The sequence below is a fragment of the Microbacterium sp. NPDC028030 genome (assembly GCF_040637855.1).
Classification (GTDB): domain Bacteria; phylum Actinomycetota; class Actinomycetes; order Actinomycetales; family Microbacteriaceae; genus Microbacterium.
The window spans coordinates 163,409-176,409 of the sequence record NZ_JBEZXF010000003.1 but is presented as its reverse complement, the minus strand read 5'-3'; the positions used below and the strand labels follow the sequence as shown (position 1 = coordinate 176,409).

The following is a 13,001-nucleotide window of genomic DNA, read 5'->3' as shown; positions in this document are numbered from 1 at the left end:
CGAGCCTCCTAGAGCTGGTGGCCCAGCTTGTACTCGCCCTGCTTGTACTCGGGCATCGACTTCTCGCCCTCGTCCGCGCGGGTGTAGGAGAAACCGTCGGCGCCGATGGTCACTGCCATCTCGCTCGAATCGGTGCGGGCGATCACCGGCTGCGGGTTGCCGTCGAGGTCGAGCACGAGCGAGGCATCGGTGTACCAGGAGGGGACCACAGGGGTTCCCCACCAGTCGCGGCGCTGGTTGTCGTGCACGTCCCACGTGACGACCGGGTTGTCGGGATCGCCCGTGTAGTAGTCCTGCGTGTAGATCTCGACGCGGTGGCCGTCGGGGTCGCGCAGGTACAGGTAGAAGGCGTTCGAGACGCCGTGGCGACCAGGACCGCGCTCGATCGCGTCGGAGCGGCGGAGCGCCCCGAGCTTGTCGCAGATCGCCAGGATGTTGTGCTTCTCGTGCGTGGCGAACGCGACGTGGTGCATACGGGGCCCGTCGCCGCCGGTGGCTGCGGTGTCGTGCACCGTGGGCTTGCGGCGCATCCACGCGGCGTACACGGTGCCCTCCTCGTCCTGGATGTCCTCCGTCACGCGGAAGCCGAGGTCCTGGTAGTGCCGCACGGCCCGCGGCACGTCGGGGGTCACCTGGTTGAAGTGGTCGAGGCGCACGAGCTCACCCGGGGTGTGCAGGTCGTACCGCCAGGACAGACGCTCGACGTGGTCGGTGGCGTAGAAGAACTCGTACGGGAAGCCGAGCGGGTCGACCACACGCACCGAGTCGCCGATGCCCTTCACGAAGCCGTTCTCGTTGCGGCGCACGTCGCATCCGAGCTCGGTATAGAACTCCACGGCGCGGTCGAGGTCACCCGCGGAGCGCACGCGGTAGGAGAAGGCCGCGACGGCCGCGATCGGGCCCTTGCGCAGCACGAGGTTGTGGTGGATGAACTCCTCGGTCGACCGAAGGTAGATCGCCTCGTCGTCCTCCTCGGTCACATAGAGGCCGAGGATGTCGACGTAGAACTGGCGCGACGCGGCCAGGTCGGTCACGACGATCTCCATGTACGCGCAGCGCAGGATGTCCGGCGGGGTGGCCTTCGGCGTCGCGACGGGGTTGTCGGACTGGATCGGTGCCTCCTGCGACACGTAGTAGCCGGAGGAGGTGAGGGTCTTTGCCGTCTTGTCGGTCATGTCAGCGTCCTTGCTTCTTGCTGCGGTGGGTCAGTTCTTGCCGAAGGTCGGGTTGTGTGCGGGCCCGAGCGTGATGTGCACGCTCTGCTGGTCGGTGTAGAAGTCGATCGAGCGGTAGCCGCCCTCATGCCCGAGGCCAGAGGCCTTCACGCCGCCGAACGGGGTGCGCAGGTCGCGCACGTTGTTGCTGTTCAGCCACACCATCCCGGCCTCGACCGACTGCGCGAAGTTGTGCGCGCGCTTGAGGTCGTTGGTCCAGATGTAGGCCGCGAGCCCGTACTTGGTGTTGTTCGCGAGCGACAGCGCCTCCTCATCGGAGTCGAAGGGCGTGATCGCCACGACCGGACCGAAGATCTCCTCCTGGAAGATCCGGGCGTCGGGGGCGACGTCGGCGAACACGGTCGGCGCGACGAAGTTGCCCTCGTCGAAGCCCTCGGGGCGACCGCCGCCGGCGACCAGGCGTCCCTCGCCTTTGCCGATCTCGACGTAGCTCATCACCTTGTCGTAGTGCTCGGGGTGCACGAGCGCGCCGACCTCGGTCTCGGGGTCATGCGGGTAGCCGACCTTGACGCGCTTCGCCTGTGCGGCGTACCGCTCGACGAACTCCTCGTAGATCGAGCGCTCGACGAGGATGCGGGAGCCGGCGGTGCAGCGCTCGCCGTTGAGGGAGAAGACGCCGAAGATCGTGGCGTCCACGGCGGCTTCCAGGTCGGCGTCGGCGAAGACCACGGCCGGCGACTTGCCGCCGAGCTCCATCGACAGGCCCTTGAGGAACGGGGCGGCGTTGCCGAAGATGATCTGTCCGGTGCGGCTCTCGCCCGTGAAGGAGATGAGCGGCACGTCGGGGTGCTTGACGAGTGCGTCGCCCGCATCTTCGCCGAGACCGTTCACGAGGTTGAAGACGCCCTTCGGCAGTCCCGCCTCTTCGAAGATGCCCGCCCACAGCGAGGCGGACAGCGGCGTGAACTCGGCGGGCTTGAGGACGACCGTGTTGCCGGTCGCGAGAGCGGGTCCCAGCTTCCAGGACTCGAGCATGAACGGCGTGTTCCACGGCGTGATGAGGCCGGCGACCCCGATCGGCTTGCGGTTGACGTAGTTCATCTGACGGCCGGGCACCTTGAAGGCGTCGTCGGACTGGGCCACGATCAGGTCGGCGAAGAAGCGGAAGTTCTCGGCGGCGCGGCGAGCCTGGCCCAACGCCTGGGTGATCGGCAGGCCGGAGTCGTACGACTCCAGCTCGGCGAGACGGGCATCGCGGGACTCGACGAGGTCGGCGATCTTGTGCAGGACACGCGAGCGCTCGCGGGGGAGCATGCGCGGCCACGGCCCCTCGTCGAAGGCGCGCTTCGCCGCGGCGACCGCGAGCTCGATGTCGGCCTTCTTGCCGGCCGCGGCCGTCGTGTAGGTCTGGTTCGTCACCGGGTCGAGCACGTCGAACGTATCGCCGTCGACGGAGTCGACGAACGCGCCGTCGATGTAGTGCTGGATGTGGTCCGGGAGGTCGGCGGGGATGCGCGAATCGGTCATGAGAGTTCTCCGGTCGTCGGGGCGGAACGGGTGTGCAGCGCATCCAGGAACGCGTCCATGGTGCGCCAGCGGTGGTTGCGGGCGGCGAGCTCGATCTCGAGCGGGTCAGCGTCCGCGCGGATGAGCTCGAGGATCTCGGTGTGCTCCTCGACCGAGTGCTGGGCTCGTCCGGGGACCGACGCGAAGGTCGAGTCGCGGATGGCCGACAGCCGTGACCAGCCGCGGTGCACGAGATCGAGGAGATGCGGATTGGGGCACGGCTCGAACAGGACCGAGTGGAACTGGCGGTTGAGCTCGGTGAACGCGTGCGCGTCGAGGTGGTCGAGCATCTGCGCCATCCGCTCGTTGATGCGGGCGGCCTCGTCCAGGGCGTCCTCGTCGAGGAAAGGAGCGGAGAGCGCGGTCGCCGACCCCTCGACGAGTCCGAGGGTCTGCATGGTGTGCGCGTACTCGCTCTCGTCGACGAGCGTCACACGCGCTCCGACGTTGCGCTCGAACGTCACCAAGCCCTCCGCTTCGAGGCGGCGGATCGCCTCGCGCACAGGGACGACGCTCATCTTCAGGTCGTCGGCGATGGAACCCAGCACCAGGCGATACCCGGGGCTGAACATGTGTCCCGTGATCCGGGAGCGGATCCAGTCGTACGCGACCTCGGACTTGCTGGCGGACGTGGTCGTCATCGCGCGCCGCCCGTCGCCGCCTCGTAGCGCGCGCGCCACTCCGCGTTGAGCGGGAAGAGACCGTCGACCGGATGCCCTGCCGCGACCTGTTCGGCGATCCAGGCGTCTTCGACCTCCTGCGCCACGGCGTCTGCAGCGACCTCTGCCGCCAGCGACGGCGGGATGACGATCACGCCGTCGCTGTCGCCGACGATGATGTCACCCGGCTGGACGGTCGCACCGCCGCAGGAGATGGTGACGTCGACGTCCCACGGCACGTGCTTGCGTCCGAGCACGGAGGGATGGGCGCCCTGTGAGAACACCGGCAGGCCGATCTCGGCGACCGCATCGAAGTCGCGCACGCCGCCGTCCGTCACCACACCGGCCGCGCCCCTGGTCTTCGCGCGCAGGGCGAGGATGTCGCCAAGGGTGCCGGTGGTGGCGTCGCCGCGCGCTTCGATCACGATCACCTCGCCGTCTTCCACCGCGTCGAACGCGCGCTTCTGCGCGTTGTAGCCGCCGCCGTGCGAGTCGAAGAGGTCTTCGCGGAAGGGGACGAAGCGCAGCGTCTTCGCCGTGCCGACGATCTTGCTGCCGGGGATGTTGACGGACACGCCGTCGATGAAGCAGGAGTGGTGGCCGCGCTTGCGCAGCTGCGCCGAGAGCCCGGCCGTCGGAGCCTCGAGCAGCAGGGCTCGCAGTTCGGGGGAGAGGGGTGAGGGGTCAGGAATCGCCGCATCGGCAGGGGTGCGCGCGGCGTTCTGCGACCCCTCACCGGGGGTGGGCGCCAGCCCGGCGGCCTCGGCCGAGCCCCAGGCTTCGGTGCGCTGAAGGTCGTCCACCGCCGGAAGCGAGCCGAGCGTCTCATCGAACGGGATCTCGCCCTGGGTCACGGTGGTGACCAGGCGCCCGGAGGTCGGAGCGCCGGGAGCGTCAGGCGCATCCACCTCGACCTCGACGACATCGCCAGGCACGATGACCGAGGAACCCGCCGGCGTGCCGGTGAGGATGACGTCACCCGGCTCGAGCGTGAAGTGCTGGGAGAGGTCGGCCACGAGCTGTGCGAGCGGGAAGATGAGTCCGGCCGTGGTGTCATCCTGACGCAGCTCGCCGTTGACCCACGCCCTGACCCGCAGAGCCGCGGGGTCGACCGTGCGGGCGTCGATGAGCTCGGGACCGAGGGGCGTGTAGCCGTCGCCGCCCTTGGACCGGACGTTGGAGCCCTTGTCGTTCGCGCGCAGGTCGTACAGGCCCAGGTCGTTCGATGCCGTGACCGCGCCGACGTGGGCCCAGGCCTCGTCAAGTGACACGCGGCGGGCTGCCGTGCCGATCACCAGGGCGATCTCGCCTTCGAACGCGAGCAGTTCGGTCCCGGCCGGCCGTTCGACCGTGCCGCCGGAGACGCCGACGGAACTCGCCGGCTTGAAGAAGTAGGAGGGCGATGCCGGGCGTCGACCGCGCTGATCGGCACGGGAGGCGTAGCTCAGATGGATCGCGATGATCTTGCCGGGGCGGTGGAGTGTTTCCGTCACGGGGCGCCTCCTCGCGCTCGTCTGCGGTGTCGTGCGGACGCCTTGTGCGTCGTATTCGAAATCATATATCATCGGTTCACCCCTCGGCAAGCACTTCGGGTTCACGCTCGATGCGCGCCGTGACAATGCGGTCACAATCAAAGGAGACACCCCATGAGCGGGCAGTCACAGGGTGGGTTCACGCCCACCGGAACCATTGCGACAGCGGCTGATCGCCGTCGTGTCGTGTTCGCCACCGTCGTCGGAACCACGGTCGAGTGGTACGACTTCTTCATCTACGCGACAGCTGTCGGACTCGTGTTCGGGCAGCTGTTCTTCGAGCCGCTCGGCGCGGACAGTGCGCTGATCGCGTTCGCCACCGTCGGTGTGAGCTTCCTCTTCCGCCCGCTCGGCGCCTTCCTCGCCGGCCACTTCGGCGACAAGCTCGGCCGCAAGACGGTGCTCATGTGGACGCTGATCCTGATGGGGGCGGCGACCGCGCTGATCGGTCTGCTGCCCACGTACGAGACGATCGGCGTGCTGGCCCCGATCCTGCTGGTGCTGCTGCGCATCATCCAGGGCATCTCGGCCGGTGGCGAGTGGGGCGGCGCCGTGCTGATGGCCGTCGAGCACGCACCCCGCAAGAAGCGCGGCATCTTCGGTGCATCCCCGCAGATCGGTGTTCCGCTCGGGCTGCTGCTCGCCTCGGGAGTGATGGCGCTGATGACGGCGATCGCCCCCGGCGAGCAGTTCGCCATCTGGGGCTGGCGCGTGCCCTTCCTGCTCAGCGTCGTGCTGATCCTCGTCGGCTACTACGTGCGCCGTCGGGTCGAGGAGAGCCCGGTGTTCACCGAGCTCGCCGCCCGCAAGGAGAAGGCGCGGATGCCGATCGCGCAGCTGTTCCGCAAGCACCTGCTGCTCGTGATCATCGCCGCCCTCGTCTTCGCGGGAAACAATGCGGTGGGCTACATGACCACCGGCGGCTACATCCAGGGCTACGCCACGAACCCGGAGGGGCCGATCGGCCTCGAGCGAGGGCCGGTGCTGTGGGCCGTCGCCGGCTCGGCCGTCACCTGGCTGCTCACCACGCTCCTCGCCGGTTGGGTCTCCGACCGGATCGGTCGCCGCTCCACCTACATCATCGGCTGGGTGCTGCAGCTCGTCGGTGTGTTCACCCTGTTCCCGCTCGTGAACACGGGCGAGATCGGTCTGCTGTTCGCCGGCCTCGCGATCCTCACGATCGGCCTCGGGTTCACGTACGGGCCGCAGGCGGCCCTCTACACCGAGCTGTTCCCGGCGAGCATCCGCTTCTCGGGCGTCTCGATCTCGTACGCGATCGGTGCCATCGCCGGCGGTGCCTTCGCCCCGCTGATCGCGACGGCGATCGTGAAGGAGACCGGTTCGACGCAGGGCGTGACGTGGTACCTGGCGGGCATGACCGTTCTCGGGCTGATCGCGACGCTGCTGCTGCGCGACCGCTCGGGGATCCCGCTCGGGCCAGACCACGAGGAGGAGCAGTCCGTCAGTCCGATCCGCGGACTCGCCAAGGCCTGACCCCTCCCGAGCGACGCTCCCGTCGCGTGCGCGGCCGATACGGTGCTCCCGTGTCGGCCGACGCGCGGCGGGAGCGTCGCCGTTCAGCCGTGGTCAGCCGTCGAGCGCTTCGCGGATCACGGCGGCCGATCGCTGCAGACGTGCGGCGATCTCGGCGTCGTCGAGGTCGGTCGCGACGTGGAGCACGGCGATCGCCGAAGGGCGCTGTCCCCGCAGGACGAGCGGGACCGCCACGGCCTGCACGGTGGGTATGACCTCATCGTGACTCGTGGCGTACCCGCGCCTCCTGGCCGCGTCGACGTCGGCGGCCAGTGAGGCGGGGGCCTCTCTCGGCCATTCCCCGTCGGAGAGCTGCGCCAGGATCGCCTTGCCCGGCGCCCCCACCGTGACGGGATGCCGGGCGCCGGGGCGCTGCGCGACGCTCGCGACCGGGTGTCGCGGCTCCACGCTCGCGAGGGTGATGCACTCCTCGCCGTCGAGCACGGCGAGGAAGCAGGTCATGCCGAGGTCGTTGGCGATCGCGGTGAGCTCCGGCAGGGCTTCGGCTTGCAGGTCGTGGGCGACGCCAGCGGCGAGTGCGGCCATACGGGCGCCCAGGCTCACGGCGCCGGCGGCGTCGCGCGAGACGAGGCTGTGATCCTCCAGGGTGCGCAGCAGGCGGTAGGCGATGGACCGGTGGACGCCGAGGCGGGTCGCGATCTCGTCGATCATCAGGGGTTCGCGGGCGTCTGCGAGCACCTCGAGGATCCGGATGCCCCGGCTGAGCGTCTGTGAGGCGGGGGAGGTCGTCGCGCTGTCGGGCATGGGCAGCTCCTTGCGATCGCGGGCGGCGCGCATTACGCTGTGTTCAATAGTAGAACAGTGTGTTCGAATATAGAACTCGAGCTGTCAGGACGCAAGACCCGACGAAGACGTCCGGAAGGAATCGACGACGATGCAGTTCCACCACCACGGCTATGTCTCCGCCGACCCGCGCGTGCAGGACGCCGCGGGCATCGGCGCCGATCGCCCGGCCGACATCCCCGACGAGATCGACGTGCTCATCGTCGGCTCCGGCCCCGCCGGGATGCTGCTCGCCGCGCAGATGTCGCAGTACCCCGGCATCGCCACCCGCATCATCGAGAAGCGCGAGGGTCGCCTTCCGCTCGGCCAGGCCGACGGCATCCAGCCGCGCAGCGTCGAGACCTTCCAGGCGTTCGGATTCGCCGAACGCATCATCGCCGAGGCGTACAACATCGGCTGGATGAACTTCTGGGGCCCGAACCCGGAGAACCCGCGCGAGATCGTGCGCACCACCCGGACGGCGGACTACGCCTACGACATCTGCGAGTTCCCGCACCTCATCGTCAACCAGGCGCGCGTGCTCGACTACTTCGCCGAAGCAGCGGCACACGGTCCCGGCCGCATCGTGCCGGACTACGGGGTCGAGTTCGTCGGACTCACCGTGCACGACGCGGGGGAGCACCCCGTCGAGGTGCGGATCCGGTACGTCGGAGGGGAGCGCTCCGGCGAGGAGCGCACGATCAGGGCGAAGTTCGTCGTCGGCAGCGACGGCGCCCGCAGCGGTGTGCGCCAGGCGATCGGTCGCACTCACGTCGGGGCCTCCGCCGCGCATGCGTGGGGAGTGATGGACGTCCTGGTCAACACCGACTTCCCCGACTGGCGCACCAAGTGCGCGATCAACTCCGAGGCCGGGAACATCCTGCACATCCCGCGTGAGGGCGGTTACCTGTCGCGCATGTACATCGATCTCGGCGAGGTCGCGGAAGACGACGACCACCGGGTGCGGCAGACGCCCATCGAGGAGATCATCCGCCGCGCGAACGACATCCTGCACCCGTACACGCTCGACGTGAAGCAGGTCGCCTGGCACAGCGTGTACGAGGTCGGTCACCGCGTCACCGACGGTTTCGACGACGTGATCGACGACTCCGGCCGCACGCCGCACGTGTTCCTCACCGGAGACGCCTGCCACACGCACAGCGCCAAGGCGGGACAGGGCATGAACGTCTCGATGCAGGACGGGTTCAACCTCGGGTGGAAGCTCGGCTCGGTGCTCACCGGTCGTGCCCCCGAGTCGCTGCTGGCCACGTACGGTGCCGAGCGTCGGCCGGTGGCTCAGCAGTTGATCGACTTCGACCGGGAGTGGTCGAGCCTGATGGCGCGCAAGCCCGAGGAGATCTCCGACCCCAACGAGCTCGCGACCTACTATCTCGCCACGGCCGAGTTCCCCTCCGGCTTCATGACGCAGTACACCTCGTCGATGATCACCGGGACGGACGCGCACCAGGCGCTCGCCGGCGGGTTCCCGCTGGGCAAGCGGTTCAAGTCGGCCGAGGTCGTGCGGGTAGGCGACGGCAACGTCGTGCACCTCGGGCACCATGCCAAGGCCGACGGGCGCTGGCGGGTGTACGCGTTCGGCGACCGCACCGGCGAGGCGCTCGCCACCTGGGCGGCAGCGGCCGAGCCCGTGTTCGGGCGCTTCACCCCGGCCGACGCCGACGTCGATGCGGTCTTCGACGTGAAGGTCGTGTACCCGCAGCCGTTCGAGGAGGTCGAGGTGACCTCGGCGCCGGCGCTCTTCCAGCCGAAGACCGGACCCCTCGGGCTCACCGACTGGGAGAAGGTCTACGCGGCGGGGCCCAGCAAGTGGTGCGCGACCGACATCTTCGAGGCGCGGGAGCTGTCGCGCGATGGGGTGGTCGTCGTGGTGCGTCCCGACCAGTACGTCGCGGCGATCTTCCCGCTGACGGCGACCGCGGAGCTCGAGGAGTTCCTGCAGGGGGCGTTCCTCCCGGCGCAGTGACGCGCCCCTCGGCGTGACACGTGTCATGCCGAGGAGATGACACCGCCCTCCGGCCCCGCCGCCGCGACGCCGCGAGGCTGGAGGCATGAACAACTCCTCTGTGCACGAGCCGGCGACGCGGGCCGTCGCGCGACCGGTATCCGACACCTCGGCTGACGCCTCCGTGGTGCTCGAGCTGAACGACGTCACCCGCCACTTCGGCACGGGAGACCGCCGCGTCCAGGCCGTCGACGGGGTGGACCTGTCGATCCGCCGCGGAGAGGTCGTCGCGCTGCTCGGTCCGAACGGCGCGGGCAAGACCACCACGCTCGACATGCTGCTCGGCCTCAGCGCCCCCAGCAGCGGTTCGGTGCGCGTGCTCGGTGTCACACCCGATCAGGCCACGTCGAGCGGGGCGATCGGCGCCGTGCTGCAGACGGGCGGACTCCTCGGCGATCTGACCGTCGGCGAGACGGTCCGACTCATCGCCTCGCTGTACGGAGCCGACGCGCTGGAGCGGGTGACCGAGGTCATGGCGCGCGCCGACCTCGAGCACCTCGCGCGTCGGAGGGTGTCGAAGTGCTCCGGCGGCGAGCAGCAGCGGGTGAAGTTCGCCCTCGCGATGGTCTCCGACCCCGACATCCTCGTGCTCGACGAGCCGACCGCCGGCATGGACGTCACCGCGCGCCGACACTTCTGGGATGTGATGCGGGCCGACGCGGACGCGGGGCGCACGATCATCTTCGCCACCCACTACCTGGAGGAGGCGGAGCAGTTCGCCCGCCGGACCGTCGTCATGCATCGGGGGACGGTCGTGGCGGACGCGCCGACCGCGTTGCTGCGCGCGAGCCTGGGGGAGCGGACCGTCTCAGCGACCGTCGACCCGGCATCGACCGCGTTGACCACGACCCTGCAGGCCATGGAGGGCGTCAGCGCCGTGCGGATGGACGGCGACCGGCTCAGCTTGCGGGCGACCGACTCCGACGCCGCTGCCCGCGTTCTGCTCGACGGCGGCGCTCACGACCTCGAGATCGCCGCACCCACCCTCGAAACCGCCTTCACGGCCCTCACGGAGAACTGACATGCTCGTCTCACCCACCATGCTGCGCATCGAAGGCGTCCGCCAGCTGCGCAACCCGTACACGCTCGCGTTCACCCTGGCGATGCCGGTCGCGATGTACCTGCTGTTCGGCGCCGGGATGGGCTACGGCTCTCTCTCGGCGGGGCACGGCAACGTCTCGTTCTACGTCATGACCTCGATGGCCGCCTACGGGACGGCGGTCGCGATGAGCTCGCTGACTTCGCTCGCCGCGACCGAGGCGAAACAGGGGTGGGGTCGCCAGCTCGCGATGACGCCGCTCACCACCGCCGGCTACGCGATGACCAAACTGCTCACCTCCGTCGCCTTCGCGGCGCTCGCCCTCGTCGCGGTCTTCGCCGCGGGGATGATGACCGGCGCGCACGCCGAGGACGCCTGGCGCTGGGTCGCCACAGCGGGGATCATCCTCGGTCTCGGCCTGATGTACGGCCTGTTCGGACTCGGCGTCGGGCTCTTCTTCAGTTCGGACTCGGCGGCGGCCCTCGCCTCGATCTCGATGACCTTCTTCGCGTTCTTCGGGAACGTCTTCATGCCGCTCGACGGCGTGATGCTCGACATCGCCCGGTTCACGCCCCTGTACGGCTTCGTCGCCCTCAGTCGGTGGCCGTTGACCGACGGCACCCTCACGACCGGGCAGACCGACCAGTTGTGGATGCTCTTCCTCAACGTCGCGGTCTGGCTCGCGGTCTTCGCGGTGCTGGTCATGATGGGCATGAAGCGCTCCCGGGCGCGGCAGTAGGCGGACACGATGACAGCCGCCGACGACAGTAGGTTGGACGGATGACGCCGCACTCCACCCCCGACGATCGGCGGCGCGCGCGGCCCTCGCGCGACGCCGCCGATCTCGCCGCGCTCGGCGCACCCCCGGCTGCGTGGTCGGTGCCGGGAGCGCGGGCCCCGCGTGGACCGGTGGGAAAGGACCCCTGGGCGCGGTTCGGCTGGCTCATGGCCGTGATCTGGCTGGTCTTCCTCGTGTACCCGGTGCTCGCGCTGCTCCGCTCCGAGGCGTCGGTCGCCTGGGTGGTCGTCGGCTGGACGGCCCTGGTGCTGTTCGTCGTGCTCTATGTCACCGGCTTCATGCACGGCATGCGAGGCGGCGGGGGACTCGGACGACCGCCGTCGACCCGGCAGTGGATCACGTTCGCGGCGCTCATCCTGTGCGCGGCCGTCTCCGTGCCCGCGGAAGGGGGGTCGGCGCTCAGCTTCCTGCCGTTCATCATGTCGTTCGCCTCGTACGGCTTGACGCGCGTCTGGCACTGGATCACGACGATCGCAGCCATCACGATCGCCGCGCTGTGCGTCTTCCTCCTCCCCGGAGGGCTCAGCTACCTGTCGGTGCTGGCGATCATCGGGCTGCTCGGCGTGGTCAACACGGTGTCGACCTGGCTCATCATCCGTTCCGCCGAGGCTGAACAGCTCGGGCTCGAGCTGGCGACGAGTGAGGGGCGCGAAGCCGTCGCGCGCGACGTGCACGACCTGATCGGCCACTCGCTGACCGTCGTCGGGCTCAAGGCGCAGCTCGTGCGCCGCCTCATGGACTCCGATCCGGAGCGCGCCAAGGCCGAACTCGCCGACATCGAGCGACTGACCGCGGAGGCGATCGCCGGGGTGCGGTCTTCGGTGGCTGGTGCACGGGCGACGACGCTCGTCGAACAGCTCGCGTCATCGCGGGACTCGCTCCGCGCGGCCGACATCGACCTGCGCGTCGACGGGGAGCCCGCGACTCTGTCGCCGGTGCAGGCGATCACCGCGAGCTGGATCCTGCGCGAGGCGACGACCAATGCGCTGCGCCATTCCGAGGCGCGCACGGTGCGGGTGCTGTTCGCGCCGGGGCGGCTGGTGGTCGAAGACGACGGGATCGGCATGGCGGAGGGGGTGGGTGATGGCGCGGGCAACGGCATCCGTGGCATGCGCGAACGCGCGGCGGAGGCGGGCGCGGGATTCATGATCACCGCGGCGGGGGAATCCGAGGGGTCGGGTACCCGGGTGGAGGTGACGTGGTGACGACCGTGGGGGAGGCCGGCGGCATTCGGCTGCTGATCGCGGATGACCAGGCGCTCGTGCGGGGTGCGCTGGGCGCGCTGCTCGATCTGGAGCCGGACCTCGCCGTGGTCGGCATGGCCTCCGACGGTGCGGAGGCGCTGCGGCTCGCGGAGGAACTCCGGCCGGACGTCTGCCTGATGGACGTCCAGATGCCGGGCATGGACGGCGTCGAGGCGACGCGCCGCATCAGGGAGGCGAGTCCGGGGACGCGCATCCTCGTCGTGACGACGTTCGCGCGCCCCGGCTATCTGCGTTCGGCCCTCGACGCCGGAGCCAGCGGGTTCATCGTGAAGGACACTCCAGCCGAGCAGCTCGCCGAAGCCGTGCGCCGGGTGCACTCCGGGCTGCATGTGCTGGATCCGGCGCTCGCGGCCGACAGCCTGTTCGACGGCGCGAACCCGCTGAGCGACCGGGAGCGCCAGGTGCTGCGCCTGGCCGCAGACGGACGCCCGGCGGCGGCGATCGCAGCGGAGGTGTTCCTCTCGGCGGGGACCGTGCGGAACCATCTCTCCGCGGCGATCGGCAAGACCGGCGCGGCGAACCGGGCGCAGGCGGTGCGGATCGCGCTCGACAAGGGGTGGATCTGACACGACCGCCACGGGATGGCGCGGCCGACCTGCGCGGAGTCTGGTGCGGTGTCGGTGGCCG

11 protein-coding genes are annotated in these 13,001 nt (G+C 69.7%); 6 read left to right on the top strand and 5 right to left on the bottom strand.

What is annotated here, in order from left to right:
• Positions 1-8: 8 nt before the first annotated feature.
• From hpaD to AB0E56_RS15295, 4 genes are read right to left on the bottom strand one after another with little or no spacing between them, the layout of a single operon-like run.
• A complete protein-coding gene (gene hpaD / locus AB0E56_RS15310) occupies positions 9-1,175 on the bottom strand; it encodes a 3,4-dihydroxyphenylacetate 2,3-dioxygenase (protein ID WP_359800386.1) in 1,167 nt (388 codons plus the stop codon).
• Between the two features lie 30 nt (positions 1,176-1,205).
• Positions 1,206-2,702, bottom strand: a complete 1,497-nt coding sequence (hpaE, locus tag AB0E56_RS15305; RefSeq protein ID WP_359800384.1) for a 5-carboxymethyl-2-hydroxymuconate semialdehyde dehydrogenase — start codon at positions 2,700-2,702, stop codon at positions 1,206-1,208.
• Positions 2,699-3,382: a GntR family transcriptional regulator gene (locus AB0E56_RS15300; RefSeq protein WP_359800381.1), complete on the bottom strand. Its 684-nt coding sequence runs from the start codon at positions 3,380-3,382 to the stop codon at positions 2,699-2,701. The genes hpaE and AB0E56_RS15300 overlap by 4 nt, the downstream gene beginning before the upstream one ends.
• Entirely contained in the window at positions 3,379-4,965 is a 1,587-nt protein-coding gene (locus AB0E56_RS15295; RefSeq protein ID WP_359800379.1) for a fumarylacetoacetate hydrolase family protein, read from the bottom strand. The genes AB0E56_RS15300 and AB0E56_RS15295 overlap by 4 nt, the downstream gene beginning before the upstream one ends.
• Positions 4,966-5,046: 81 nt before the next feature.
• On the opposite strand from AB0E56_RS15295, the gene AB0E56_RS15290 reads away from it, so the two are divergent.
• On the top strand, positions 5,047-6,426 hold the full coding sequence (locus tag AB0E56_RS15290; RefSeq protein WP_359800377.1) for an MFS transporter: 1,380 nt from the start codon (positions 5,047-5,049) through the stop codon (positions 6,424-6,426).
• A gap of 93 nt (positions 6,427-6,519) precedes the next feature.
• Here the strand turns inward: AB0E56_RS15290 and AB0E56_RS15285 are convergent, their stop codons facing one another.
• Positions 6,520-7,230, bottom strand: coding sequence for an IclR family transcriptional regulator (locus tag AB0E56_RS15285; protein ID WP_359800374.1), 711 nt, complete (start codon positions 7,228-7,230; stop codon positions 6,520-6,522).
• A gap of 130 nt (positions 7,231-7,360) precedes the next feature.
• On the opposite strand from AB0E56_RS15285, the gene AB0E56_RS15280 reads away from it, so the two are divergent.
• The 5 genes from AB0E56_RS15280 (at position 7,361) to AB0E56_RS15260 (ending at position 12,940) form a co-directional block, all read left to right on the top strand.
• Positions 7,361-9,232 (top strand): FAD-dependent monooxygenase, encoded by a 1,872-nt coding sequence (locus AB0E56_RS15280; RefSeq protein ID WP_359800372.1) that lies wholly within the window; start codon positions 7,361-7,363, stop codon positions 9,230-9,232.
• Between the two features lie 85 nt (positions 9,233-9,317).
• Positions 9,318-10,292 carry an ABC transporter ATP-binding protein gene (locus tag AB0E56_RS15275; RefSeq protein ID WP_359800371.1) on the top strand — a complete coding sequence of 325 codons (975 nt, stop codon included), beginning with the start codon at positions 9,318-9,320 and terminating at the stop codon, positions 10,290-10,292.
• 1 nt (position 10,293) lies between these two features.
• A complete protein-coding gene (locus tag AB0E56_RS15270) occupies positions 10,294-11,049 on the top strand; it encodes an ABC transporter permease (protein ID WP_359800369.1) in 756 nt (251 codons plus the stop codon).
• Between the two features lie 41 nt (positions 11,050-11,090).
• On the top strand, positions 11,091-12,314 hold the full coding sequence (locus AB0E56_RS15265; RefSeq protein WP_359800367.1) for a histidine kinase: 1,224 nt from the start codon (positions 11,091-11,093) through the stop codon (positions 12,312-12,314).
• Positions 12,311-12,940 carry a response regulator transcription factor gene (locus AB0E56_RS15260; protein WP_359800365.1) on the top strand — a complete coding sequence of 210 codons (630 nt, stop codon included), beginning with the start codon at positions 12,311-12,313 and terminating at the stop codon, positions 12,938-12,940. Before AB0E56_RS15265 ends, AB0E56_RS15260 begins: the two co-directional genes overlap by 4 nt.
• The last annotated feature ends 61 nt before the right edge of the window (positions 12,941-13,001 follow it).